This is a genomic window from Bacillus sp. FSL M7-0791 (genome assembly GCF_038627085.1).
GTDB lineage: Bacteria > Bacillota > Bacilli > Bacillales > Bacillaceae > Bacillus > Bacillus safensis.
Map to the genome: position 1 here is coordinate 2,664,205 of NZ_CP152022.1, position 25,840 is coordinate 2,690,044.

Below are 25,840 nucleotides of genomic sequence, written 5' to 3' on the forward strand. Positions count from 1 at the left end.
GTAAAGTAGAGGATATTATTCGTGTGGAGATCGGTTATGACGGTTGGAGCCTGCATCCTGTGAACGTTCTTCTCTCACAAAATCGAAGCTTCGCAGAACTGCTTCTCCTCCGTAACCTGAAATAATGGATAAGATGATCAAGTGCAGACTAGATTCGGGATTTGAGGATAAGACAAGCAGTGTAGCGGCAATCATCCCAACGAGCCAATCTTCAATAAACCCTAAGTAAATAAACTTTTTTGTCATTCTGGGCTTCTCTAGCCTGCCTTTTTTCTTTACGTGACCGAGAATGCCCATGACCCCTCCAATGGCGCAAGCAATAATGACTTGTTGCAGCATTTTCATCACCTTCCTAAAGCCCTTAGAATAGTAAAGCGACTTCAGGCTGTCCAGCCCCCTGTAATGCCATTCTGCTGTTCCGTCATAATCCATGTAAAAGGTCTATTCTCTCTAACGAAGAAAAAAAGCTTGTTTCTTCCATTATATGTGAATGACCTAAAAACAATCTTGATGCATTGGAATCATTTTCACCTAATCCATATTAACTATTTTTGTCATTTTATGAATGATGAGTAATTGATTCCTTCTTTTTCTAATGAAAAGTCTCCTTACTTACTCTATTCTAATGGAGGACAAACTATGATGACAAATTTAACAAAGCGTTTGCAATCGTTGAAACAGAACATATGTTATGTTACGTTTAAAAGGATTCATTTGGTTGAAAAGACAACCATTTGATATGTCTTATAGCAGCAAAGGAGGGTAATATGGTCAGCTCGAACATTTTCGGCTTGCAAAAACAGCTTGAACTCATCAAAAAAGCGCTGGATCATGCGCGGATCGGTGTTGTCATTACAGACCCTTCCTTAGAGGATAACCCTATCGTTTATGTGAATCACGGCTTTACACAAATGACTGGATACAAACCAGATGAGATTCTTGGTCGTAATTGTCGATTCCTTCAAGGAAAAGATACGGATCAAAAGCAGCTTGCTTTAATTCGCCATGGAATTCAAAACAAAACACCTATTACCACACAGCTAAAAAATTATAAAAAAGACGGCACTTTTTTTTGGAATGAACTCAATATAGATCCTCTATACATTGAACAAGATGACAAAACATTTTTCATTGGTTTTCAAAAGGATATTACGAAACAGAAAGAATATGAACAGCTCCTAGAAGATTCCTTACAGGAAGTCACCTCTCTTTCGACGCCAATCGTCCCAATCAAAAATGGTGTATCTGCTCTTCCGCTTATCGGAAAATTATCTGAAGAACGCTTTGATGCCATTGTCGCTAAGTTAACCTGTATATTAGATGATTCAAAGGATGATTATTTAATTGTCGACCTTTCTGGTTTAATCGAGGTCGATGATTCCGTCGCAGCACGTATTTTCAAACTGCATCATCTTCTCAATCTAACTGGAACCGAACTGATCATCACTGGGATTAAGCCGCAGCTTGCGCTGAAAATGAAAGACCTCGATACAGATTTCCAGAATACGATCACTTATTTGACAGTAAAAGAAGCCATAAAAGGATTACCATTAGCTGAAAACCCTGTGTAAACAGGGTTTTTCAGATTGTTGACAAAGGGCTAAAATGATCTTTATTTTAGCCCTTTGTCTTCTATTCAGCGTGATAGAAAACCTTTGCAGTCTAGGAAGGGCGAGCACCGGAGCGGAGCGAATTCGACATTCGTGAGCACCGGAGCGCAGACCTGACAACCAATGCGAGGGTTTGTCTACACGCTGGAAAACCCTGTGTAAACAGGTTTTTTTTAATTGAACCGCTCCCCAAAATGGAAAAATGAGGTATGATAGGTGTAAATAGCAATTTAGGGGGGCTGTTAGATATGTTTTTACTCATATTAGGTCTTTTATGTGTTTGTTTTGCCATCGGATATGCTGTGAATTTCTTCTTACTCAACCGCAAGAACGAGCTGATTTTTTCAAAGAAACTTTTTTATCCTTTTTTGATCATTGGTCTCTTCTTTTCCATTATGTCATTACCGCTTACTGCTGGAAATGCGCCAAAGGCACAAGCCGATCCATCTTCCGAACAGCTGTTAAAGGATCAAAAGGAACTCTCATCTGACATTTCGCGCTTAAAAGCTGATAAAGAGTCGCTTACCTCCTCTTTAGAAGATGCGGAGAAGGAAAAAGAAAAGCTGGAAAAAAAGCTAGAAACCATCACCTCAGAAAAAGAAACGGTCAAGCAGCAAGAGAAGACCATTCAATCGCTTGAAGAGAAAATAGACAAGCTCACCTCCAGCAATGAAACACTCAAACAAGAAATCAAGAATAGTAGCAGCGATACGAAGTCTTCCACCGTCCAGCGCTCCGCACCTAAAGATGAAGGAAAAAGCACAGGCGGTCATGAATCACAAAAGGAAACAAAAAAAGAATCGGCTGCCTGTAACATTAAAGGGAGTGTCAACGGTATTTACCACACACCAAGCAGCAGATACTACTCTAGAACAAAGAATGTAACCAAAATGTTCTGCTCAGTAGAAGAAGCAGAGCGTGCCGGATACAGGGCACCTAAGCAATAGCAATGTTTAATTAAGATAAAAAAGTACCTCCTGAGCGCCCAATCGGGTTTACAGGAGGTTCTTTTTTAGATTTCTCTTCTTAAAGCTGCTAATACATTCGTTTTTGTTGCCTTACGTGCCGGGTTAAGCCCTGAAATGATCGCTACCCCTGCGCTGATCACTGTCGCTGTAATGACAAGGCTGAATGGAATATAGGAAAAAGTAATCGAGAATTGATCGCTTGATCCTCCCTCAGACATGGACGACAAAATGGCTGGGATGATTAAATTAACGGCGAAACTAATCAAATATGAGATGATAATACCGATGATTGATCCGATTACTCCAATATAAGCACTTTCCATTAGGAACATCCGCTTGATAATGGATGGATTCGCGCCAATGGCTTTCATAATCCCAATCTCTTGTGTTCGCTCTGTTACCGCCATGGTCATCGTATTGAAAATTCCGATGGCAGAAATAATGACTGCAATACATCCGACAAAAATGAGTCCAATTTTGAAGACCGTAAAGAACATATCCATTCCTTCAAGCTGGTTCGTTACAGAGATGACTTGATAGCCCTCATCTGTCAGTTTATTCGTGAGCGTACCGACATTGTCGAATTTATCTGCATAAACAGAAGTCATTTTTTCGACATTTCCAGCTTCAGGAGACAGGTCGAGTATTTGACCAAATTCTTTTTCATAAGCATTCGGAATCAGAATTTTATGATCCTCCTGCCACTCCAAATTCGGCTTTTTCAAAACACCTACTACACGGAAATCAAATGTTTTTTCTTTAACGACTTCCCCTTCTTCATTTAGTTTTGGCACTTTGATTTGAATCACTTTATTTAAAATATCCTTCGTGTAGCCTTTTGGCTCCTTCGGTGTTTCTTCCCCATTTGACGTCTGGTTTAATTCTTTTTCATAGGCTTCGCGTTCTTTTTTTGTCCACAGTTGCTGCGCCATATGATATCCAACCACAATTTCGTTCGCTGATGTTGGGACTTTTCCTCGATCTAGCTCAAGCCCTGCTTCTTTTTCTTCTTTCATATCAGTCAAAGCAGCCTGCGTTTCACTTGAACGATTATCGAGCTCGATGTTAACCGATGGATTGATCGCCGTTCTTGAGACGACAGATTTCACATGATCATATTTCTTTAAATCATCAATCTTAACGTCTCCTTTTTCTTTTCCTAACACTTTAATTTCTGTGATGATTTGCTGTTTCATAATTTCATCTTGAGCTGATTTTTGCAAACCAAAACCAACAGACGCTAGAACGATTAAGAAAGAGCATGCCATTGTCGTCGCAAGAATGGTCATAAACACACGCAATCTATTTTTCTTCATATTTCTTCTAATGAATTTGACCTGATCTCTAAATTTCAATGGATTGTTCCCCTTTCTTTAATACACCGTCGTGAAGCTGGAACGTTGTGTCTGCGATTGAAGCAACTTCATCGTCATGTGTAATGATGACAAATGTAATTCCTTTTTCGCGATTGAGCTGCTGGATAAAGGCTAAAATTTCTCCTTCAGTTTCTGAATCCAGACTCCCAGTTGGTTCATCCGCTAAAATAATAGATGGATTTAAAATCAAGGCTCTTGCAATACTCACACGCTGCTGCTGTCCGCCTGACAGCTCATTTGGGTAATGTCCTGCGTGATGTTCAAGTCCTACTCGTTTCAGCATTTCTTTTACTTTCGCCTTTCGTTCAGACGGCTTCACACCTTTTAGAGTAAGCGGAAGTTCAACATTCTCATACGTTGTTAAGCTCCCGATCAACTGAAAGCTTTGAAAGATAAAGCCAAAGTGATCTAAGCGAAAGTCTGCCCATTCTTTTTCATTAAAGCCGGTCACATCGGTGCCATCAATGACAATTTTTCCGCTCGTTGGCGTAATATAGCCTGATATTAAGTTTAATAAAGTCGATTTCCCCGAACCACTTCGTCCAACAATACAAGCAATATCGCCTCTTTTGATGGACAGGTCAATCCCTTTCAGCACAGGAATTTCATTTTCCCTGCCCTTTTTACCAATTTTAAATACATGATCTAATGCTTGAATCTGAATCATCTCTACTCCCCTGCTCTCTGTTTATCTTTTTCTATAGATTAAAAAATAACTCGTTAAGGCGCCTACGACTCCACCGATGAGCATACCAACGATATAACCAAATATGGAATTATCTGAAGAAAAACCAAACCATCCAAACCCTAGAACACCGAAGACAATGACCATAATCTGAATAGGTCTATCCATACTTGAGTAAAGGAAGAAGCGGCCATTTCTTTCAATTGGATGTTTTATAAAGCTAATTAAGCCAATTAGATAAAACAGAACCACCATGACAATAGGTATAATGATTTTTTCGCCTGAGAACCAAAGAGGATAATCAGATCGGAAAGGTTCATCTATAATATAGTTGATTGGAGATATAGGCGATATCAAATAAGCGAAGCTCTTATCTAACCAACTCCCACTTGTCTTGATAATAAAATCTACATGAACAAGCGGTAATCCGATCACTAAAAAGGGTAAAATAGCTGTGCTGAACCCAACGATTGCTTGCGCAATGGAACTTCCGGTTAAAGTACCCGCTGCAAAAAATAAACTATAAAACATCAAGGAGGACACAAGCGAAATGATATAAACGCTATGAAAGCCAGGTGTTTCTAGTGGGTTAAGTCCTAAAATAAGTAAATAAGTAAGAACATAAGAAACGGCATGAGCGACTGCAATGATTCCAGCACCTAAGAAAAACTTTGTGTGATAGATTGTACTCCTGCTAAATGGTAAGGATAAGGTAAAATCCATCTGCCCTTTATTTCTCTCAAATCCAAGCTGCATGACAGCAAAGAAAATTCCCATTAGCCATGAAAGAGAGAGGAAAGGATCCGTCTTAAAGATATAAGAAAAACGTGGTGCATCCGTAATACACTCTGTATCGTTTAGACACGTTTGAAAAGACGAATATTCCATTAAGAATGCGAAGGGCGTCGCAAGCGCAGCAACAAGCATCACTAAAATGAATGTCAGCTCTGATTGCTTCCACTCCTTATATAATAATTGCCGCTTTACCATCTGCGTTTCCCTCCAAACTTCGCAATGAATACTTCTTCTAAATTCACAGGCAGTTCATGCCATACTTTTGGTTTCAGTGACTTCAAGTACTCTTTAGCTTCTTCGTCGGTTTTTAGAACAAGCGCTGTATAGAAAACGCCCGCTTGATCCAAAATCGCCACGCCATTTTTTCGAATACTTAAGTTCATATCTTCTTCAAAGGCCATTTGGATTTTGACATAGTCATTCTTTAATTCATCTAAATCCATGACACTTGTGAGTTCATTTCCTTCTAAAAATCCAATTCGATTACACATGCGCTCAATATCCTCTAAGCGGTGAGATGTAATTAAAATCGTTGTTTGTCGTTCTGCCACCTCGTCAATCATCAGCTGAAGAACGTCATTTCTTGTGACGGCATCAATACCATCAGTCGGCTCATCTAATAAAATGACCGCTGGTTTGATGGCAAAGCTTAAAATTAATGACAGCTGTTTCTTTAACCCTGTTGACAACTCACGATACTTCACTTTTTCCGGAATTTCATAGCGGTTCACAAGCTCATTGGCATAGGTCACGTCAAACTTTGGATATATATGCTTTAACAGCTGGACAAGCTGTCCGTAATTGTATCTGTCAAAGTAAGGATTCACGACTGGCATGAATACAATATTTTGCTTTACTAAAGGGTGGTCTTTCACCAGCACATCTTTAAAATAAATCTCTCCTTCATCCGGAAGAAGAATTTGCTGAATCAATCTGAGAAGTGTTGTTTTCCCGGAGCCATTCCGGCCAAGCAGACCGAAGATCTCACCTTCGCCTATTTTGAAGGAAACGTCGCTGAGTACTTCGCGTCCATTTAATTTCTTCGATACATTTCTGACCTCAATCAACTTGTTTTCCTCCTTTTAGACTTGAGCCGATCTCTTCCAGCCATTCCTTGAGCTGATGAATATCAATACCAGCATAATGAGCTTCTATGATGAGTTGTCTTAACTGTTCTTTCATCTCGAGCACCTTCCCTTCATTCAGCTTTAACTGAGCACCTTCTGTTACATACGTACCGCGGCCCCGCAGAGTTTCAATAATCCCTTCCCGCTCCAGCTCTTTATACGCTTTACTGACGGTGTTTGGGTTGGCAATAATAATGGTGGCGAGCTCTCTGACAGAGGGCAGTTTGTCACCTGGCTTCATCACGCCTTTTAAACATAAAATTTTGAGCTGCTCAATGATTTGTTCATATATTGGCGCAGCGCTTCTTGGATCTATTTGAATCATGATGACTCCCTCTTTCCTCATTCATGCTTTTGCAGTCCTATCGCTTGATCATGTCCTTGCATTAAAGGAACTGAATTGGGTATCAAATCTTTTTGAACTTCAAAACCAATGAAAACAAGAACGAAAAAAAATGTACATGCTAACGCAACAGCCAGCACCATCCACTTCAAATTGATTGGTTTTTTTTCTTTTTTCATGGTTGAACACCTTTCTTCACTTTTTAAGTGTCTGTAGTGTATTAGTTGATGTAGTACACTTAATACAATATAGACACCCAGCATAAAAGTCAATCACTTATTAAAAAAAATAAAAAACAGACCCTTAAAAGAAGGATCTGTTCATCATTCATTATCGTAAGAAATTCCTAAAATCATTTGGTTTTGCAAGCTCTGAATTTGAACACGCGCCCTGTCTAACCGTTCTCTTTGCTGGTCATTGGCGACATCTTTTAATTTTTCTAATTCATTGACCGTATTCTCAAGCATGAGCTGTGCTTTTGAAAACTCTTCCTCATTATAATGTTCCTGACGTGAGCTCAAATCAAATTGTTCATTTGCAAACTCAAGGGTTTCCGTACTTTTTTGGATAAATTCATCGATCGACTGCCTTGTTGCCATCTTACATTCCCTCCATTTCATCATCGCTCCCGCCTATTTTGCCCATGTAACGCTTTTTCACTAAAGAAAATGTTGGACAGATTCAATTGTCCTCCTTCGTGATTTTTGTTAAACTTTAAGGATGCCTATTATTATGCAAGGAGGTTACTGACTTGGATCAGCATAACCCTTTTTTATATTCAAACAGTGAAAAACGTTATCACACATGGAACTACCATTTGCGTGAACACTTTGGTCATAAAGTATTTAAAGTAGCCTTAGACGGCGGCTTTGACTGCCCAAACCGTGATGGTACTGTAGCCCACGGCGGCTGTACATTTTGCAGTGCCGCTGGATCTGGTGACTTTGCAGGAAACCGGGCTGATGATCTCATCACTCAATTTAACGAAATCAAAGACCGGATGCATACAAAATGGAAAGACGGAAAATACATGGCGTATTTCCAGGCGTATACAAACACACACGCTCCGCTACCTGTCCTAAAAGAAAAATATGAAACCGTTATGAATCTGGATGGTGTCGTAGGTCTATCCATTGCAACAAGACCTGACTGTCTGCCGGATGACGTAGTGGAGTATTTAGCCGAATTAAACGAACGCACTTACCTATGGGTAGAGCTTGGTCTTCAAACAGTACACGAACGGACAGCTATGCTCATCAACCGTGCTCATGATTATGAATGCTACGTTGAAGGTGTAGAAAAACTGCGAAAACACGGAATTCGTGTCTGCTCACATATCATCAATGGACTGCCTCTTGAAAACCGGGACATGATGATGGAAACAGCAAAAGCTGTTGCGGATTTAGATGTGCAAGGAATTAAAATTCATTTGCTTCACCTTTTAAAAGGGACTCCAATGGTCAAGCAATATGAAAAAGGAAAGCTTGAGTTTTTAAGCCAGGAGGAATATGTTCAACTTGTTTGTGATCAACTGGAGATTCTGCCGCCAGAAATGATTATTCACCGTATTACAGGCGACGGCCCAATTGAATTAATGGTTGGTCCAATGTGGAGTGTTAATAAGTGGGAAGTACTCAATGCCATTAATGCTGAGCTCGAAAGACGTAACAGCTACCAAGGGAAACGTTTCGTCAGATTGGAAGAAGCAGCCAAATGATTTTGAAACGCATGCTTCCTTTTAGTAAAGAGCTGTTAGAACGCGCTTGTCAAAAAGGCGACATCGTTATAGATGCAACAATGGGCAACGGCCACGATACACTCTATTTAGCTGACCTTGTAGGAACTGATGGACAAGTGTTTGCATTCGACGTGCAAGAGGAAGCCTTGCAGCAGACAAGCAAAAGACTTGGCGATCAATATCCTTACGTTCACCTCATCCATGATGGGCATGAAAAACTGGCGGATCATCTTCCGAAGGATGCTTATGGACAAATAGCCGGTGCAGTGTTTAACCTTGGGTATCTGCCCGGAGGCGATAAAGCCGTCACCACTCAGGCTCATACAACCATTGAAGCCATCAAGCAGCTCCTCGAATGGCTCAAACCCGGAGGTCTGATCGTCCTTGTGATCTACCACGGACATCCCGAAGGAAAAAGAGAAAAAGAAGTGCTTCTCGACTATTGCAGATCACTGCCTCATGAAGAGGTACAAGTTTTATCATATCAATACATGAATATTCAAAACGACCCGCCGTTTGTGGTCGCCATTGAAAAAAAGCTAAAATGATGTGCATTTTAGCTTTTTTCTTCTTTTCAGCGTGATAGAAAACCTTTGCAGTCTAGGAACGGGCAAGCACCGGAACGGAGCGAATTTGACATTCGTGAGTACCGGCGCGCAGACCTGACACCGAATGCGAGGGTTTGTCTACACGCTGAAGCTCAAATCCTAATGGATTTGAGCTTTTTTATGATGATTTCATCCAAGGCATTTTCTGATAGGTCCTATAGGCTCTTCCGTTAATATAGAAAAAGAACGATGTTTTCCCGCTTGATTTGATCAGCCGCTTTGCCAGCTTGTTCATCTCTTTTTGGGCTGTCACTTTTTCATCGGACAAATAGACCGCCAGTAATCCTCTGTTAATCAATTTGTGAAAGTTTTCATGCGGAATACCTTTCAGCTGCTCATCCGCTTTTTCGATAAAATGCTGAAGTCTATCCATCATCTCATGATGAGAATCATAGTATGAGCAAAAGTTCAGATCTCCCCCAAGCCGGTCCTCTTCTTGGTCTATTAAATAATCGAGTAAAATGTGCAGACCTTGAATATATGGGAAATAGCTTTCGTAAATTTGCTTCGCCTGCTTTTCTGTAAAATCAGGCTGCAGCGCATAGGCCACAAGACAGAATATCCCTAACGTTGATCCCGCACAAGCTGAAAACTCATACCATTCCATCTTCGGCAAATCCTTTTCATATTGGCGGAACCATGACTCTAGCCGTGGTACACGCTCATGAGGAACGACGTGCTTATGTACTTGCAGGTCACTATAGTAATCACACAGCGTGTGTAAATATGGCTGAATGATCGGATAATGCCGAACGCGTGTAAGCACGTCTTGACATGTGCGGACAAGCGCATGTAAATATCCATGATCCTCTTGATCATCACGGAATTGATAGTATGGCTTGAGCTCAGCATGAATATCAAGCGCATCTCTCATCGCTTGATGCAGCATATGAAAATCCTTAGGATCAAGCGACGTGCTGCGGTCACATAGGTTATCTAAGTAGTCACTGATGGTTTGATACGCCACAATGAATTCAATGCACGTTTCTTTCTCATCGCCTGCTAGAAGAGATAAAATGCCTCCGCCTTCACAGTGAAACGTTTTACTCGATATGCTCGCTAGTGCCTGCGTTCTCAGTTCTTCATTTTCAATCATTTCTGCATGAGCCCGCCACTTTTTCAGCTCCTGATGAACAAGCGGAAAAATATCTTTATACACCTTTGTCATCAGTGCAAAAGGACGCTCTGGTACTGACAAATCACTCCACCCCCAACTTAAAGCTCACAATCAAATATATTGATCTGTAAAGGCTCTTGCCGCCTTAAACACATCTTCTCTTTCTGGTTCATTAAAAATTTCGTGATACAGCTCTTCCCATTCACGGTATGATTTATTGGTTGATTCTATGCCATTGAACCATTTAATCACCCTCGTTTTATCGACGATCTTATCATCTCCCGCCTGCATTAAAAGGAGCGGGATCGATTTAAAGACATTCGTCGGCTGCATCGCCGCATCGATATTTTTGATCAGCTCTCGATACCAGCGAACCGACACCTTTGTCACGTAAAGAGAATCATTTGAGTCTGCCTCAATGACCGCCTGATTTCGTGTCGCTAGTTCAATCGACAGACCTGACTCCACTTTAAAAGACGGTGCCAGCACATTTAGACCTTTTGACGCAAAATCCATCAGCTTCTTCGGTTTAAATTGCAGACCTAAACAAGGTGATGATAAAATAAGGCCATTCAACTTCGTATGGGTATACTGCTTCATCCACTCAATTGAAATGAGTCCACCCATACTGTGTCCAAGTAAAAAAGTAGGAAGTCTGAATGATTTCGCATGTTCGATCCATTCATCGACTGTATCAATGTATTCTTGAAACGAACGAATGTGGCCTCGCGCACGTGTTGATGTGCCTTGTCCAGGCAAGTCACCCATGACGACGTGATAGCCTGCATTCCGCCACATTTCAATCAGCCATTTATATCGGCCGTGATATTCACTCGCACCATGTACAATGACAATTGTACCAACTGGTCTTTCAGCATGCCAAGTCCACAAAGTAAACACCTCACAAATGTTGTATTAAGAAAGGAAGTCGAAAAAGTGATTTATCCATATCATCAGTTTACACCTGAGATTCATGAATCGGTCTTTGTCGCAGATAACGCCACCATTACCGGTGATGTCACAATCGGAGAATATTCGAGCGTGTGGTTTCAAACCGTCATCAGAGGCGATGTTGCACCTGTGAGAATTGGAAAGAACGTCAACATTCAAGATTTATCGTGCCTGCATCAAAGTCCTGGAAAAACACTTCTTATTGAAGATGGTGCTACTATTGGACACCAAGTCACATTACATAGCTCAATCATTCGAAAAAATGCCCTCATTGGCATGGGGTCTATTATTCTCGATGGTGCGGAGATTGGCGAAGGCGCCTTTATCGGTGCAGGAAGTCTTGTCCCTCAAGGAAAGGTCATCCCAAAAGGATCACTCGCTTTTGGCCGTCCAGCCAAAGTCGTTCGGCTGTTAACAGATGAAGATATCCAAGACATGGACCGAATCCGCAGAGAATATGTAGAAAAAGGACAATACTATCGTTCCCTTTTATCTCGTTAACATCATACGTGTATCTTCACTTTATCATGTTTTTTTCAGGATATTAAGCAATAACTATGAACCGCTTGTTATTTTACCCTTTTCCACCCCTTTCTATCATGACAAAAAAGGTTTTCAGCACAAAGCTGAAAACCTTTTTTCATTAACTGAAGATGACTTCTTTCGGTTGATGATTCAATTGCTCTGGATCAATACTGCGCTCGACATAAATGCTGTGCCAAATCATAAAGATCAGGACAGTCCAAATCTTACGGCTATGATCTGCTTTACCAGCACAATGTTCATTTAATAAATCAAGCACATACGCTTTGTTAATATATTCGTCAGTTTGACTGTTTTTAATGATGTCTTTCGCCCAAGCGTTCATCTCATTTTTCAGCCAATGACGAATTGGAACAGGGAAGCCCAGCTTCTTGCGGTTTAACACATGGTCAGGCACAATGCCTTCTGCTGCTTTACGCAATAAATATTTCGTTGTGCCATCTTTTGTTTTCAGCTCTTCTGGAATTTTAGAAGCTGCTTCAAATACGACCTTATCAAGGAAAGGAACACGAAGCTCAAGAGAATTCGCCATTGTCATCTTATCTGCTTTCAGTAAGATGTCCCCGCGCATCCACGTATGAATATCAACATATTGCATTTTGTTAATATCACTGTAGCCTGCACTTTCCTCGAAGTATGTCTTCGTCACATCACGATACGTAATGTTCGGATCATACTGCTTTAAGAGGTTTTTCTTTACTGGCTCTTCAAAGATTTTCGCATTACCGATATAACGTTCCTCTAATGGTGTACAGCCGCGGACGATAAAGCTTTTTCCTTTCATTCCTTCTGGCATTAAGCGCGCCAGACGAAGAAGAAGCTTTTTCAGCATAGATGGTACAGATTCAAATGGTTTAAGAGAAAGCGGCTCACGGTAAATATTATATCCACCGAACAGCTCGTCTGCTCCCTCACCAGAAAGAACAACCGTCACTTGTTTCTTTGCTTCCTTTGCCACGAAGTACAATGGAATCGCCGCCGGATCAGCTAAAGGATCATCTAAATGCCAAACAATTTTCGGAAGCTCATTCATATATTCCTCAGGAGAAATCACCGCGCTGAAGTTTTGTAAGCCAAGCTTATCAGCCGTTTCCTTCGCTACATCAACTTCACTAAAGCCATCCTGCTGGAAGCCAACAGAAAACGTCTTCAGCTCAGGATGAAATTCCTTTGCGACAGATACGATGAAAGAAGAATCGATACCACCTGATAGGAATGAACCAACAGGTACATCACTTCTCATATGAATTTTCACAGAATCATAGATTGCATCGCGGACTTCTTCAATCAGCTTTTGTTCTTGTGTTTGCTCAGGCTTGAATTGAACCTTCCAGTAAGTCTTAAATTCAATCTCCTGTCCTGGGCGTAAAGTAAACTGATGACCTGGCTCTACTTTGTGAACCTTTTGATCAAGTGTATTTGGCTCAGGTACGAACTGGAATGACATATATTGCTGTAAGGATGTCTCATCAAATAAAATGTTCTCGTTCACTGCCATCAAGCTTTTGCGTTCAGACGCAAAGTACACTTGCTCATCCATTTGTGTAAAATAAAGCGGTTTGATGCCAAAAGGATCTCTTGCACCATATAATAATTGCGCTTCTTTATCCCAAATTAAAAATGCAAACATGCCGCGAAGCTTTGAAGCCGCTTCTTCTTTATAATGACGGTATGTGGCAAGAAGTACTTCCGTATCAGAATCTGTGCTGAACGTATAGCCTTTTTTCACAAGCTCTTCCTTCAGCTCCACATAGTTATAAATTTCTCCGTTGAAAATAATCCAATACTTTTCATCTTCATAAGAAAGCGGCTGCTTTCCGTGCTCAACATCTATAATACTTAAACGTCTAAATCCAAATCCTACATGCTCATCATGAAAGTAACCCTCATCATCCGGACCACGATGAACGATGAGACGATTCATTTGTTTAATTAGCTCTTCCTGTTCAGTAGTTTCGGACAATGGACGGTGATTAAATACACCAACAAACCCACACATATTATTGCCTCCACGTTATGTTATTTCTTAAAAGTAGACCTATAATTAGACAGTATTTTGTCCGATTTTGTTTCACATTTTTTCGCTTTTTGCAGATTTTTTTTTAATCAAAAGGAAAACCGCTTAAAATAAGCGGTTTTTTATGTTGTTATTGTCCCAATGCTTCTTTGCGAAGTGTATCGGCTTTATCCGTTTTTTCCCACGGAAGATCTAAGTCGTGACGGCCGAAATGCCCGTATGCAGCTGTTTGTTTGTAGATCGGACGGCGCAGGTCAAGCATTTTAATAATGCCAGCTGGACGAAGATCAAAGTTTGCACGAACCACTTCAATTAATTTTTCTTCTGAAGCTTTTCCTGTTCCGAATGTATCAATTGAAATCGATACAGGCTGTGCAACACCAATTGCATAAGCAAGCTGTACTTCACAAGAATCTGCAAGGCCGGCAGCTACGATGTTTTTCGCTACGTAACGTGCAGCGTATGCCGCAGAACGGTCAACCTTCGTTGCATCCTTACCTGAGAAAGCACCGCCGCCATGACGAGCGTACCCGCCATACGTATCAACGATGATTTTACGTCCAGTTAAACCAGCATCCCCTTGAGGTCCACCGATCACGAAACGGCCAGTTGGGTTAATAAAGTATTTTGTCTGTTCATCAATCAGTTCACTTGGAACGACAGGACTGATGACATGCTCTTTTAAGTCACTTTGAATTTGTTCAAGCGTCACTTCTGGTGCATGTTGCGTAGAAATAACCACTGTGTCAATACGAACTGGTTTGTTTTGCTCATCATATTCAACTGTGACTTGTGTTTTTCCGTCTGGACGAAGGTATGCAAGTGTTTCATTCTTGCGTACTTCTGTTAAACGGCGAGATAATTTATGCGCTAGTGAAATTGGCAGCGGCATGAGCTCTTCGGTTTCGTTGTTAGCAAAACCAAACATCAATCCTTGGTCACCTGCACCAATCGCATCAATTTCTTCTTCAGTCATTGTTCCTTCACGTGCTTCAAGCGCTTTGTCTACACCTTGCGCAATATCAGCAGACTGTTCATCAATTGATGTAAGTACCGCACATGTTTCCGCATCAAAACCATATTTCGCACGTGTGTAGCCAATTTCCTTAATTGTGTCACGCACCGTCTTTGGAATATCGACATAAGTAGACGTTGTAATTTCACCGCTTACTAATACGAGACCGGTTGTAACAGAAGTTTCACAGGCAACACGTGCATTTGGATCTTTCTTTAAAATTTCATCCAAAATGCTGTCTGAAATTTGATCACAGATTTTATCCGGATGTCCTTCTGTCACTGATTCTGAAGTAAATAAACGACGATTTTGACTCATAATGGCTATTTCCTCCTGTACAAGACCACATCATCCCAAGATGAGGCCTCCAATATGATACGGAACTCGTTCCCTCTTATATTTGAAAACGTTTATATTAGAGATGTTATTGGCAATTTGTTCATATGATATCCCAAAAATAAAAAAACCATTTCCTTCATTGCGAGGAAAGGGTCTGAGATCGCATGCCTTTCACTCTTATCGCTCAAGGTGTTCTTGTACCTTGCATCAGGTTAGCACCTTGGTTTCTCAGCATTTTCATGCCTTTTTCATAAAAAACCGGTTGCTGGGCTTCATCGGGCCTGTCCCTCCACCAACTCGGGATAAGAGTATCCGTTCAATAAGATATCTTATCTTAAACCCTTGCGTCATGTCAATGCTTCATAAGAATTATCTCCCTCTTTTTTCTCCTCACCATTAGCATCACCAAAAAGCATATTTTCATAGCAGAAATGAAAAAACACACACAAAAATTTTTAAATAGTATAGACTATTATTATTAATGTGTTATACTAATCGAAACAAACAAATTCAACGGTAAAGGAAGGGTTTTTTTATGAACTCAGTGGATTTAAAAGAAGATTTGCAATCATTGCTCTCATTAGAAAATACGCACCAAAATTTATCTGTTCCGAAACTTGTTGAAAAGATTTTGGCACGTAATGAAGGCGTTTTAACATCAACTGGAGCTGTCCGCGCTACAACTGGAGCCTATACAGGACGTTCGCCTAAAGATAAATTTATCGTCAAAGAAGAAAGCTCTGAACATAAAATCGATTGGGGTCAAGTAAACCAGCCGATCTCCAAAGAAGCATTTGACCGTTTATATACAAAGGTTGTGTCATACTTAAAAGAACGTGATGAACTATTCGTCTTTGAAGGGTTTGCAGGCGCTGATGAAAGATATCGTATGCCGATTACAGTTGTAAACGAATTCGCATGGCACAATCTTTTTGCCAAGCAGCTATTTATCAGACCTGACGGGTCAACACCTTCTTCAAACGAAAAACCTTTCACCATCTTATCTGCACCGCACTTTAAAGCAGATCCTGCAACAGATGGCACAAACTCTGAAACGTTTATCATCGTTTCTTTTGAAAAACGCACGATTCTTATCGGTGGAACAGAATATGCAGGAGAAATGAAAAAGTCCATTTTCTCTGTGATGAACTACCTGCTTCCTGAGCAAGACATTTTATCCATGCACTGCTCAGCAAACGTAGGTCAAGAAGGCGATGTGGCCCTATTCTTCGGACTTTCAGGTACGGGGAAAACGACGCTTTCTGCAAGCGCAAGCCGCAAGCTGATCGGAGACGATGAACACGGCTGGTCTGGCACAGGGGTCTTCAATATCGAGGGCGGATGCTATGCGAAATGTGTGAACTTAAGTGAAGAAAAAGAACCGCAGATCTACAAAGCGATCAGCTTCGGATCAGTTCTTGAGAACGTTGTGCTTGATGAAGAAACACGTGAAGCGGATTATGATGATACCTTCTTTACTGAAAATACACGCGCTGCTTACCCAATCGAAATGATTGATAACATCGTGAAACCAAGTATCGCAGGACATCCATCTGCTATTGTCTTTTTAACAGCTGATGCGTTTGGCGTCTTACCTCCAATCAGCCGTTTAACAAAAGAGCAGGCAATGTACCATTTCTTGAGCGGGTACACAAGTAAATTAGCTGGAACTGAGCGAGGTGTCACATCACCAGAAACGACATTCTCTACTTGCTTCGGTTCACCATTCCTTCCGCTTCCAGCTCACGTCTATGCTGAAATGCTCGGCAAAAAGATTGATGAACACGGTGCTAAAGTATTCCTTGTGAATACAGGCTGGACTGGCGGAGGCTACGGTACAGGCAAACGAATGAATCTCGCTCATACAAGAGCAATGGTACAGGCAGCAATCGAAGGTGACCTTGATAATGCCGAGATGATTACTGATGACATCTTTGGCTTACACATCCCGCTTCATATTCCTGGTGTACCAGATGAGGTGCTTCAACCTGCTAAAACATGGGATGACCAAGAGGCTTATCAAGAAAAAGCACACTTCCTTGCCAATGAATTTAAAAAGAACTTCCAAAAATTCAGCCACGCGGCAAGTGACATTGAAGCCAAAGGCGGACCACTCGTATAACCAAATGAAAAAAGCTGAGGAGATTCAATCCCTCAGCTTTTTTTAGTTTGTTGAATGCAATGATACAAGACGGTACGTCACCTTCGTGACATTGTCTGTCAGCTCCAGCTTTTCAACATGTGCTGTCCCTGTTTTTTCTCCGTCTTTGGTTTTGCGCACCTCAAGTGGAATATTTAACGGATAAATGCGGTATCCATCCTTCATGAGTTCAAATACATTTTCTTCAATTCTTGTCTCTTTTCCCTTTGTGACAATCATTGTATTAAATTCAACAGGCATTCCCATAATGAAAATCCCCCTACTTTCTATATTTCGTTATACTGCTTATTTTACCACATTTCCGCTTTTTCGGCTGTGCATCCATGTGGTCAGCCTTCTCACAATTTCTCGATTATGCTGCGGCGGGAAGTAGTGGTTGTATCCATGGAAATACCAGGTCTCCACAGACTTCCCGTGCTGGCGCAGCGCATCTTCTAACAAATACGCATGCTCAATCGATACATTTTGATCTTCTTCTCCGTGGATGATGAGGACAGGTGCTTCAATTTGATTCACATCATTTAAAGGGGTTCTGTTCTCATATGCCTCTGGCACCTTATGCGGCGGACCGCCAATCACACGCTTCATCATCCGTCTCATATCTACACGCTCTTCATAAGTAAGTTTCATGTCACTGACGCCTCCCCATGTGACAAAGGAAGCTGCCTCGTGTTTCATTTCAACAGCGGTCCAAATACCCATAATACCGCCTCGCGAAAAACCAAAGATATGAATTCGGTCCTTTTTCACTTTTTTATGCTGCTTTAACAGCTGAAAGGCAGCAAACGCATCTTTTCGATCTTCTCCGGCAAAATCTTCGTTCCCTTCGCCTCCTTGGTTTCCTCGGTAAAAGGGAGCAAAGACGACAAAGCCCTGCGCGGCAAATTGCACAATCCGGCCTGGTCTGACCATCCCCACATTTTTAATGCCGCCTCGTAAATACAAAAAGCCGTCGTAGAAACCTTCTCCGGCCGGTTCAGCGAGCAGCCCTTTCATCCGAAGTCCATCTGCCTCATAGGTCACTGTATATAAGTGAATATGCGGATGGGGCGACGGAAACCTTCTTTTTTCCACAATCACTCGATTTCTCTCCTTTTCATCTTTGATTACGTCCATTGCTTCAGCATCGCTTCTGCGACAAGCTGGCCTGATTTTGTCACCATCGGCGTGCCGCCGCCTGGATGACTTGATCCTCCAACAAACCAAAGTCCTTCAATATCTTTTGACTGATTATTGATGCGAAAGAACGCCTGTTTGAACGAGTTTGAAGACATGCCATAAATGGCTCCACGATATGCCCCCGTTTTCTGCTGCAGATCGAGCGGGGTTTGAACCGCTTCATATTCAATAAGCTCATCCAAATCAAAAAGACCTTTTTCCATTAATTTGTTTTTTACATGCTGACGATATGTCTCCTTTAGCATGTCCCAATCTTGCTCTTTTGTCACATAAGGTGCATTGGCCAGTACAAACAGGTTGCTTCTTCCCGGTCCTCCGCTTAAAGCTGGTTCTGAATGGCCTGAATAGCATATGTAAAGTGTCGGGTCTTGAGGCAGTTGTTTTTTCTGAAAAATATCCTTGAATTCCTGCTCATAATCCTCAGGGAAAAACACATTGTGATGGACCAGCTGTTCATAGACTTTAGGTACCCCTAATAAGAGAGCAAAGCCCGACAACGACGGTTCAATGCCAGACAGTTTTTGATTTAAAAAACGAGGACGGTCTTTTTCATCTATGAGATGACGGTATACAGTCAGCGCATCTGCTCCTGCAATGACTTGATCTGCCTCATACATCTGCTGATCCGTCTCTACTCCTTTGATGCGCCGATCCTTCACATGAATCTTGTTCACTTGTTCATTGAGGTAAATCTGAACGCCTAATTCTTTTGCCAGCGTCTCAAATGCCTCAACTAAACGATATGTACCGCCCTGTATTCCATAAATCCCTTTCTCTCCTTCTAAATACGCCATCATATTAAAAATAGCCGGCGCCTCGTAGGGAGAAGAGCCAATATAAGTGGCATACCGTCCAAACATCGCCAATGTATGGGGATGACGGAAATATTGACGCAGCAGGCGCTGAACCGATGTGAATGGTTTGACAGCAAGAAGTGCTTTCATCAGCTTTACATCCGCCTTATCCTTCCAGCTCAATAACAAACGATTTAAAAACTGCTCCTCTGCCTTTTGAAAAAGCGTCTTTGATTCCTGTAAAAATGCGCGGTATTGCTTCGCATCTTCAGGACTGAATGCAGCAATTTGTGATTCCATTAGCTCAATATTCGGCGTAAACTCGACCGTATGTCCATCTGGAAAAATATTTTTGGTCAGCGGAGAAATCGGATAAAAGGTCACATAATCCTCCATCCGTCTATGACAGGATGTAAACACTTCTTCAAAATAGGCCTTCATTGTAATGGTGCTCGGTCCTAAATCAAAAGAGTAGCCTGCCTCGTGATGGCGCTGCAATTTCCCCCCTAAAGCCGCTTCTTTTTCTAAAATGGTGACCTGAACCCCGCGTGACTGTAGACGGATCGCGGCTGATAATCCGCCAAGTCCACCGCCGATGATGATCACTTTTTTCATTCGTACCTTCTCCCTTTCCATTCATACCCTTCTTTTTTCAGACCGATTTTCATAGAAGCAAAGCCAATGGCGATCAGGCTTAAAATACTGACCGGCAATAAAAAAGCCATCGCAGATGTCCGCCCATTTTCAGTATCTATTGCCGCTTTAATCGACACACCCAGCCCATAGCAAAGAATGGCTAAGCATATGCTCAAAACATTCAGCTGAAACAATGCGATCATGAAACAAATGACAGGAACCAAATAAAGGAGGGTGTATAAACAAAAGACACTGCTTAATAAAGCAATGCTTCGATTCACACCTGGGAATAAATTTTTCCGGTAACCTTCCCAAACCTCTTGTCCACTTTCATACATTCTCATATACACAAATGGATGAATGCTTGCAAGTGTGAACGGAAAGCCTTTTTCCTTCACCCTTCTAGCCAAAGCCATATCATCAACGAGTGAATCCTTGATCGCTTCATGCCCGCCAATGTCGTGATAACAATTCTTTTCAATGGCAATAAAACCGCCATGTGCTGCGGCAAAAGCGGGGTTCTTAGATTTTCTTACCCATTTCACTGGCAGATGACAGCCAATGGTAAACATCATCATAGGAACGACAAGATGCTCAAAAAATGTACCTGTTTTTTGTTCTGGAAAACCTGACAGCATGCCCGTTTTTTGCATACATAACTGCTTGTATACTGATTCAACTGCCCCTCTTTTTAACCGGACATCCGCATCTAAAAATAGCAGCCAGTCAGAAGCTGCTGCCTCAGCGAGCTGAGAGCAGGCATATGATTTACCAAGCCAGCCCCGCTTTAATGGCTGACCTGACTGGACACGGATCCACGGGTATTTTTCTGCGAACCGCTCCACCATCGCTCTTGTCTGATCTGTCGAATGGTCATCAAGGACGATGAGCTCTTTCGGATAAAAGCGTTGATCAACGATCGACTGAAGACAGGCTTCTATTCGTTTTTCCTCATTTCTCGCTGGAATCAGAATTGATAATGAAATAGGTTCACCCGGCGAAAAGGGTGCTGGCTTTAAAACAGGAAGCTGCTTCATATTCCATATGGTGAAAATAAACTGACAGAGCAAGAGTACACTGATTACGGTTAAGAAGACCGCCATGTTTTCACCCACTTTTTAAAGGAATCAAACGCATCACTTGTTGACTGACTTGTCCTCGTCATCTGTCTAAATTCTTGATTAGTTGTAAAATCAGGATCTGCGATGACCTGTGCTTGATGTGCGTTTAGCTGCGTTTCAAGCAGATCTCTAAGCAGATGCGTCACGTCCTTGCTTCGTAGTTCTCCGCCAGATACTAAGTTATCTTCACCAAACACAGCAGATACTGTCGGCTTTTGAAATTGATTAAATGTATAATGCAAGGTCACAGGCTTCACCACAACTTGCTCAAATTGTCTCACTAAAAATGAAGCCCCGCCCTCCAATTCAAGCGGCCGCATATCCTGATGCATGATTTTCCCCTGTGGAAAAAGCCATACAGCCCCGCCAGCCTGCATGTTCTCTTTTGCCGTCATTAATGCTTGCTTCACACTTTTCAGATTCTCTTTCTGAACCGGAAAGGCACCAAGCTTTCGGAAAAAGGCATATTGCTTCAGCTGTTTCTCCTCCATCATCATATAGTGATCGAGCCCAGATGCTTTTTCTGTTAAAAGAAAGATGATCAGTCCATCCCACCATGAGCTATGATTGGCGAGATAAAGAACAGGCAGCTTCTCGTTTGGGTCCACAGTGCCTTTCATCATCACAGAGCGGAAATGTTTATGAAGTAAATACCGCTCAAGATAAAGAGAAAATATACGTCTAAACGATCGGCTTTTGTCGCTTTCTTTCAAATTGAACCCTTCCTTCACACAAAATAACAATGATCAGTGCTAAATAAAAAATGACATCGAGCCCGCCCTTTAATGCCAGCACACCAAAAAAGAACACCATTGCCTGATAAATACGGCTCGTCCAGCTCAGAGCCTTTTGATCAATCTGAACAAGCGGGAAGAGAAAGGAAAGTCCTGCTCCAATCATACCCCAGCTCACAAAATTCTCAAAAGGAATACCATAAAAACCACCGCCGTCATACCACACCCAAAATTTCCGTTCAGCCGCTACTGGGTCTAATATGAGGTCAAGCAAGACAATCCATATCCCCGTTTCGACAGCTCGTTTCCATTTCGACTGCTGATTGGATAAAAAAAGACTGTTTAAAAACACACCAACCCATGCAAAAGCAATGGTTAAAGGCACCCCTGCCACTAGAAAACCTAACGTCGGATAATAGTCATAGGCCCCGAAAGGAAAACCGGTTGTGATCCCTATCCATTCAACCGTAAATGTCAGCACCCCGACAATAGCTGTCCTTTTGATCACAAACCCCCATGAACCATAAATATTTCGCCCAATTTCTATCACACAGCAGGCATACAGCACAAGGAAAATGCCATTTGCAAACTGAAGCCATGCTGGCACTTCAAAAGAGACCATTAATATGAGTCCTACTAAATACCATCCAAGAAATACCCAACTCACTCTATACACGAAACCGCCCCTTTATTTCTGCCAAATTCAAGAAAGTATTCATGCTTCTAGTATAGAAAAAAAGACACGTTCTATAAATAAACAATGCGCTTCTTATTTTCATCTAGGCACTCACCAAAAATCCCTTTTGACATACTTTAATTAGTGATCTAGAACAAAGGAGGCGAATTACTCTTGAATCGTTCCATCAAAGTCAGACTGGCATTCATCGTCGTTGTCCTGCTCTTTATTCCATTTGTCGCCTGTAAAAAAGAACAAGAGCAGACCGTACAAGTAGCCGAGGTGACCCATTCGGTTTTTTATGCTCCGCTATATGTTGCCTTATCTGAGGATTTCTTCAAAGAAGAAGGGCTAGAGGTTGAATTAAAAACGACTTGGGGCGGTGATAAAACGATGACAGCTCTCTTATCCGGCGGTGCAGATATCGCCCTGACCGGATCTGAATCCTCTATCTATGTAGAGGCTCAAGACACAAAAGACTCTGTCATCAACTTTGCACAGCTGACACAAACAGACGGTACATTTCTTGTTTCAAGGGAGAAAGTGAGCGAATTCTCTTGGGATCAATTAAAAGGAAAAGACTTTCTTGGACAGCGGAAAGGCGGCATGCCGCAAATGGTCGGTGAATATGTCCTGAAAAAGGAAGGCATTGATGTAAAAAAGGATCTCCGCATGATTCAAAATATTGATTTTGCCAACATTTCAGGTGCTTTCTCCTCTGGAACTGGCGATTTTGTGCAGTTATTCGAACCGACAGCATCCTTAATTGAAAAAGAAGGCAAAGGGTACATTACCGCCTCCTTTGGAGAGGCTTCCGGAAAGGTGCCGTATACCACCTTCATGGCAAAGAAGAGTTACTTAGAGGAAAACAAGGAAACAGCTGAAGCCTTCACTCGCGCCATTTATAAAGCGCAGAAATGGGTAGAAGCCAAGCAGCCGGAAGAGATTGCCAAAACCATTCAATCTCATTTTCCTGACACAGAACTTGATGTTTTATCAACTGCCATTAAACGCTACAAACAGCAGGACTCCTACGCAACAGATCCCCTTCTGAATGAAGAGGAATGGAACAAATTGCAGGAAATCATGAAGGAGAGCGATGAATTGCCGAAATTTATCCCGTACAAACAACTTGTCAATTCATCCATTGCAAAGAAGGTCACAGAACACAAATAGAATAGGAGGTAGCACATGTCTTTCCTTCAAATTGACCATGTGACCCACACGTACTTCTCTTTAAAAGAAAAAACAACGGCCATACAGCACATCAATATGGAGATAGACCAAGGAGAATTTATCTCATTTATTGGTCCCAGCGGCTGCGGAAAAACCACCCTGCTGTCTATCATTGCAGGAATAACGCCGCCCTCTGAAGGCCGAATTTTAATCGAAGGAAAAGAACCGAATCAAAAGGAGCATCAAATCGGCTACATGCTCCAGCAAGATTATTTGTTTCCTTGGAAAACCATCAAGGAAAATATCATTCTCGGGTTAAAAATTACCAAGCAAGATTCACATGAAGCCACCTCCGCCGCTCTTGGCTTACTGCCTAAGCTTGGCCTTCATGATGTAGAGGAAAAATACCCGAAGGAGCTGTCAGGCGGTATGAGGCAGCGTGCGGCTCTCGCCCGAACGCTTGCAGTGAATCCCGGTCTGCTTTTACTAGATGAACCCTTTTCAGCTCTAGACTATCAAACCAAACTCACTTTAGAGGATCTCGTCTTTCATACACTCAAAAACTATCAAAAAACAGCGGTCCTTGTGACACATGACATTGGCGAAGCCATTGCGATGAGTGACCGCATTTTCTTATTCTCTAAGCATCCTGGCTCAATCAAGAGAATTTTTACCGTTCCAGATGAACTGAGGACTCTTTCTCCTTTCGATGCAAGACAGACCCAGAGTTTCCAAGAGCTCTTTCAAACGATTTGGAAGGAGCTGAAAACAGTTGAAACACAGTGATCTTTTACATGAAGCCTATCGCAAAAAATACCGAATGGAAAAACGCATGACCCGAATCTATCAGTTCATTATTTTCGCCAGCTTCTTTTCGCTTTGGGAGCTTGCCAGTCATTTTCGTCTTATCGATCCACTGATATTTAGTTCACCATCAGCAGTCTGCCAATTGTTTGTACAAAAAATATCCGATGGATCTTTAATGAATCATATGAGTATTACATTATTTGAAACGGTGCTCGGATTTCTACTTGGTACCTTTTGCGGCATTTTGCTCGCTGCCGCCTTATGGTGGTCCACCCGCCTGGCAAACGTTCTTGATCCTTATTTAGTCATTTTAAATGCCATGCCAAAAGTTGCCCTCGCCCCGATTTTAATTGTTGCCCTTGGACCTGGCATGATCAGCATCGTTGCCATGGGCGCAATCATTAGTGTGATCATTACGACGATCGTCATATATACAGCCTTTCAAGAGGTCGATGAGAATTATTTAAAGGTGATGAAAACCTTTGGTGCGAAAAAAAGCGTCGTCTTTCGCGAGGTCATTTTGCCAGCTAGTATTCCAACAATGATTTCTGCCATCAAGGTCAATGTCGGCCTTTCTTGGGTTGGGGTTATTGTAGGGGAATTTCTTGTTTCCTCAAAAGGGCTCGGCTACATGATCATTTACGGCTTTCAAGTCTTCAACTTTACACTCGTGTTCTTAAGTCTTTTCATTATTGCCGTGTTTGCGACCATCATGTACCAGCTTGTGGAATGGCTCGAACGCCGTTTTCTTCAAAAATAAAAAAGCACAGGGATTGTCGCCCCTGCGCTTTTTTTAACGAATCAAACCGTTCTTTTCTAAATAAGCAATACTTTGTCTTAACACATCATCTTTCATAATAAAACTGAAATTCTTATTTTTGGCGATGGATCTTGGCAAGTCTGCGAAAAGAACGGGTCCTTTCGTTTCAAAATACGTGTCTTGCTTCACTAGCTTTTCAATATCAGCGAAATAAATATTCTTGACAATGACCTTTTCTCTGCCCAGCACCTGATATTGACCAATATACGTTAATTCACGAACAACAGCACCCGTCTCTTCTTGAATCTCCCGTATAGCGGCTTGGTCTGCTTCTTCATCCGGCTCAACTTTCCCTCCTGGAAACTCATAGCCCCGATCCTCATGTTCAGTAAGCAGCCATTTCCCTTGGTAGCGGCAGATGGCCCAAACATGCTTAGGATGACTTGAAAAAGGCTTCTCCTCAAAAGAGAGCTTGACCGTATTATGATAATAGTCTTTAAATACATGCATGTGAAATCCCTCATATCCTGTCCTTGCTTCTTGTAAAACATCATACCACAGATC

General features: G+C 41.8%; 28 protein-coding genes and 1 riboswitch. Of the genes, 9 read left to right on the forward strand and 19 right to left on the reverse strand.

What is annotated here, in order from left to right; all coding sequences use genetic code 11:
• Positions 1-15 precede the first annotated feature (15 nt).
• A complete protein-coding gene (locus MHI08_RS13640) occupies positions 16-345 on the reverse strand; it encodes a DUF4257 domain-containing protein (protein ID WP_008343006.1) in 330 nt (109 codons plus the stop codon).
• A gap of 422 nt (positions 346-767) precedes the next feature.
• Between MHI08_RS13640 and MHI08_RS13645 the strand changes: the two genes are divergently transcribed.
• Together MHI08_RS13645 and MHI08_RS13650 are read left to right on the forward strand one after the other, a co-directional pair.
• Complete coding sequence (locus MHI08_RS13645) at positions 768-1,571, forward strand: STAS domain-containing protein (RefSeq protein ID WP_024426208.1); 804 nt, start codon at positions 768-770, stop codon at positions 1,569-1,571.
• A 287-nt stretch (positions 1,572-1,858) separates the two neighbouring features.
• Positions 1,859-2,557: a hypothetical protein gene (locus MHI08_RS13650; protein WP_198457016.1), complete on the forward strand. Its 699-nt coding sequence runs from the start codon at positions 1,859-1,861 to the stop codon at positions 2,555-2,557.
• Positions 2,558-2,622: 65 nt separating this feature from the next.
• Here MHI08_RS13650 and MHI08_RS13655 read toward each other — a convergent pair whose 3' ends face one another.
• The 7 genes from MHI08_RS13655 to MHI08_RS13685 form a co-directional block, all read right to left on the reverse strand.
• Positions 2,623-3,933, reverse strand: coding sequence for an FtsX-like permease family protein (locus MHI08_RS13655; RefSeq protein ID WP_342499701.1), 1,311 nt, complete (start codon positions 3,931-3,933; stop codon positions 2,623-2,625).
• A complete protein-coding gene (locus MHI08_RS13660) occupies positions 3,923-4,621 on the reverse strand; it encodes an ABC transporter ATP-binding protein (protein WP_024424897.1) in 699 nt (232 codons plus the stop codon). The genes MHI08_RS13655 and MHI08_RS13660 overlap by 11 nt, the downstream gene beginning before the upstream one ends.
• Positions 4,622-4,642: 21 nt before the next feature.
• Positions 4,643-5,629: an ABC transporter permease subunit gene (locus tag MHI08_RS13665; protein WP_024426210.1), complete on the reverse strand. Its 987-nt coding sequence runs from the start codon at positions 5,627-5,629 to the stop codon at positions 4,643-4,645.
• On the reverse strand, positions 5,623-6,501 hold the full coding sequence (locus MHI08_RS13670) for an ABC transporter ATP-binding protein (RefSeq protein ID WP_024424899.1): 879 nt from the start codon (positions 6,499-6,501) through the stop codon (positions 5,623-5,625). The genes MHI08_RS13665 and MHI08_RS13670 overlap by 7 nt, the downstream gene beginning before the upstream one ends.
• A complete protein-coding gene (locus tag MHI08_RS13675) occupies positions 6,494-6,886 on the reverse strand; it encodes a GntR family transcriptional regulator (RefSeq protein WP_019743690.1) in 393 nt (130 codons plus the stop codon). The genes MHI08_RS13670 and MHI08_RS13675 overlap by 8 nt, the downstream gene beginning before the upstream one ends.
• Before the next feature lie 17 nt (positions 6,887-6,903).
• Complete coding sequence (locus MHI08_RS13680) at positions 6,904-7,083, reverse strand: hypothetical protein (RefSeq protein WP_024424901.1); 180 nt, start codon at positions 7,081-7,083, stop codon at positions 6,904-6,906.
• 144 nt (positions 7,084-7,227) lie between these two features.
• Entirely contained in the window at positions 7,228-7,503 is a 276-nt protein-coding gene (locus MHI08_RS13685; RefSeq protein WP_024424902.1) for a YtzC family protein, read from the reverse strand.
• A gap of 152 nt (positions 7,504-7,655) precedes the next feature.
• Between MHI08_RS13685 and MHI08_RS13690 the strand changes: the two genes are divergently transcribed.
• Together MHI08_RS13690 and MHI08_RS13695 are read left to right on the forward strand one after the other, a co-directional pair.
• A complete protein-coding gene (locus MHI08_RS13690; protein ID WP_017358356.1) occupies positions 7,656-8,621 on the forward strand; it encodes a TIGR01212 family radical SAM protein in 966 nt (321 codons plus the stop codon).
• On the forward strand, positions 8,618-9,190 hold the full coding sequence (locus tag MHI08_RS13695; RefSeq protein WP_024424904.1) for a class I SAM-dependent methyltransferase: 573 nt from the start codon (positions 8,618-8,620) through the stop codon (positions 9,188-9,190). The genes MHI08_RS13690 and MHI08_RS13695 overlap by 4 nt, the downstream gene beginning before the upstream one ends.
• A gap of 178 nt (positions 9,191-9,368) precedes the next feature.
• Here MHI08_RS13695 and MHI08_RS13700 read toward each other — a convergent pair whose 3' ends face one another.
• Positions 9,369-10,448 carry a tetraprenyl-beta-curcumene synthase family protein gene (locus MHI08_RS13700; protein WP_025092387.1) on the reverse strand — a complete coding sequence of 360 codons (1,080 nt, stop codon included), beginning with the start codon at positions 10,446-10,448 and terminating at the stop codon, positions 9,369-9,371.
• A gap of 30 nt (positions 10,449-10,478) precedes the next feature.
• Positions 10,479-11,258 carry an alpha/beta hydrolase gene (locus tag MHI08_RS13705; RefSeq protein ID WP_024424906.1) on the reverse strand — a complete coding sequence of 260 codons (780 nt, stop codon included), beginning with the start codon at positions 11,256-11,258 and terminating at the stop codon, positions 10,479-10,481.
• 45 nt (positions 11,259-11,303) lie between these two features.
• On the opposite strand from MHI08_RS13705, the gene MHI08_RS13710 reads away from it, so the two are divergent.
• On the forward strand, positions 11,304-11,819 hold the full coding sequence (locus MHI08_RS13710) for a gamma carbonic anhydrase family protein (protein ID WP_024426216.1): 516 nt from the start codon (positions 11,304-11,306) through the stop codon (positions 11,817-11,819).
• A gap of 142 nt (positions 11,820-11,961) precedes the next feature.
• Here MHI08_RS13710 and asnB read toward each other — a convergent pair whose 3' ends face one another.
• Positions 11,962-13,860 (reverse strand): asparagine synthase (glutamine-hydrolyzing), encoded by a 1,899-nt coding sequence (asnB, locus tag MHI08_RS13715; protein WP_024426217.1) that lies wholly within the window; start codon positions 13,858-13,860, stop codon positions 11,962-11,964.
• Between the two features lie 148 nt (positions 13,861-14,008).
• A complete protein-coding gene (gene metK / locus MHI08_RS13720) occupies positions 14,009-15,211 on the reverse strand; it encodes a methionine adenosyltransferase (RefSeq protein ID WP_024424909.1) in 1,203 nt (400 codons plus the stop codon).
• 195 nt (positions 15,212-15,406) lie between these two features.
• Positions 15,407-15,541: riboswitch (SAM riboswitch) on the reverse strand.
• A gap of 226 nt (positions 15,542-15,767) precedes the next feature.
• On the opposite strand from metK, the gene pckA reads away from it, so the two are divergent.
• Positions 15,768-17,354, forward strand: coding sequence for a phosphoenolpyruvate carboxykinase (ATP) (gene pckA, locus MHI08_RS13725; RefSeq protein ID WP_024424910.1), 1,587 nt, complete (start codon positions 15,768-15,770; stop codon positions 17,352-17,354).
• 42 nt (positions 17,355-17,396) lie between these two features.
• Here the strand turns inward: pckA and MHI08_RS13730 are convergent, their stop codons facing one another.
• From MHI08_RS13730 to MHI08_RS13755, 6 genes are read right to left on the reverse strand one after another with little or no spacing between them, the layout of a single operon-like run.
• Positions 17,397-17,639: a DUF2584 domain-containing protein gene (locus MHI08_RS13730; RefSeq protein ID WP_025092385.1), complete on the reverse strand. Its 243-nt coding sequence runs from the start codon at positions 17,637-17,639 to the stop codon at positions 17,397-17,399.
• A gap of 39 nt (positions 17,640-17,678) precedes the next feature.
• Positions 17,679-18,473 (reverse strand): prolyl oligopeptidase family serine peptidase, encoded by a 795-nt coding sequence (locus MHI08_RS13735; RefSeq protein WP_087978089.1) that lies wholly within the window; start codon positions 18,471-18,473, stop codon positions 17,679-17,681.
• A 26-nt stretch (positions 18,474-18,499) separates the two neighbouring features.
• A complete protein-coding gene (crtI, locus tag MHI08_RS13740) occupies positions 18,500-19,981 on the reverse strand; it encodes a phytoene desaturase family protein (protein WP_342499702.1) in 1,482 nt (493 codons plus the stop codon).
• Complete coding sequence (locus tag MHI08_RS13745; protein WP_163114931.1) at positions 19,978-21,105, reverse strand: glycosyltransferase; 1,128 nt, start codon at positions 21,103-21,105, stop codon at positions 19,978-19,980. Before MHI08_RS13745 ends, crtI begins: the two co-directional genes overlap by 4 nt.
• Positions 21,090-21,836 carry a lysophospholipid acyltransferase family protein gene (locus MHI08_RS13750; RefSeq protein ID WP_056768323.1) on the reverse strand — a complete coding sequence of 249 codons (747 nt, stop codon included), beginning with the start codon at positions 21,834-21,836 and terminating at the stop codon, positions 21,090-21,092. Before MHI08_RS13750 ends, MHI08_RS13745 begins: the two co-directional genes overlap by 16 nt.
• A complete protein-coding gene (locus tag MHI08_RS13755; protein WP_056768325.1) occupies positions 21,805-22,533 on the reverse strand; it encodes a carotenoid biosynthesis protein in 729 nt (242 codons plus the stop codon). The genes MHI08_RS13750 and MHI08_RS13755 overlap by 32 nt, the downstream gene beginning before the upstream one ends.
• A 174-nt stretch (positions 22,534-22,707) precedes the next feature.
• On the opposite strand from MHI08_RS13755, the gene MHI08_RS13760 reads away from it, so the two are divergent.
• From MHI08_RS13760 to MHI08_RS13770, 3 genes are read left to right on the forward strand one after another with little or no spacing between them, the layout of a single operon-like run.
• The gene (locus MHI08_RS13760; protein ID WP_024426224.1) at positions 22,708-23,709 is read left to right on the forward strand and encodes an ABC transporter substrate-binding protein; all 1,002 of its coding nucleotides are present in this window, start codon (positions 22,708-22,710) and stop codon (positions 23,707-23,709) included.
• Positions 23,710-23,724: 15 nt separating this feature from the next.
• Complete coding sequence (locus MHI08_RS13765) at positions 23,725-24,495, forward strand: ABC transporter ATP-binding protein (protein ID WP_024426225.1); 771 nt, start codon at positions 23,725-23,727, stop codon at positions 24,493-24,495.
• Positions 24,482-25,276 carry an ABC transporter permease gene (locus MHI08_RS13770; RefSeq protein ID WP_024424919.1) on the forward strand — a complete coding sequence of 265 codons (795 nt, stop codon included), beginning with the start codon at positions 24,482-24,484 and terminating at the stop codon, positions 25,274-25,276. The genes MHI08_RS13765 and MHI08_RS13770 overlap by 14 nt, the downstream gene beginning before the upstream one ends.
• A 33-nt stretch (positions 25,277-25,309) precedes the next feature.
• Here MHI08_RS13770 and ytkD read toward each other — a convergent pair whose 3' ends face one another.
• Complete coding sequence (gene ytkD, locus MHI08_RS13775; RefSeq protein ID WP_024425789.1) at positions 25,310-25,786, reverse strand: RNA deprotection pyrophosphohydrolase; 477 nt, start codon at positions 25,784-25,786, stop codon at positions 25,310-25,312.
• Positions 25,787-25,840 lie beyond the last annotated feature (54 nt).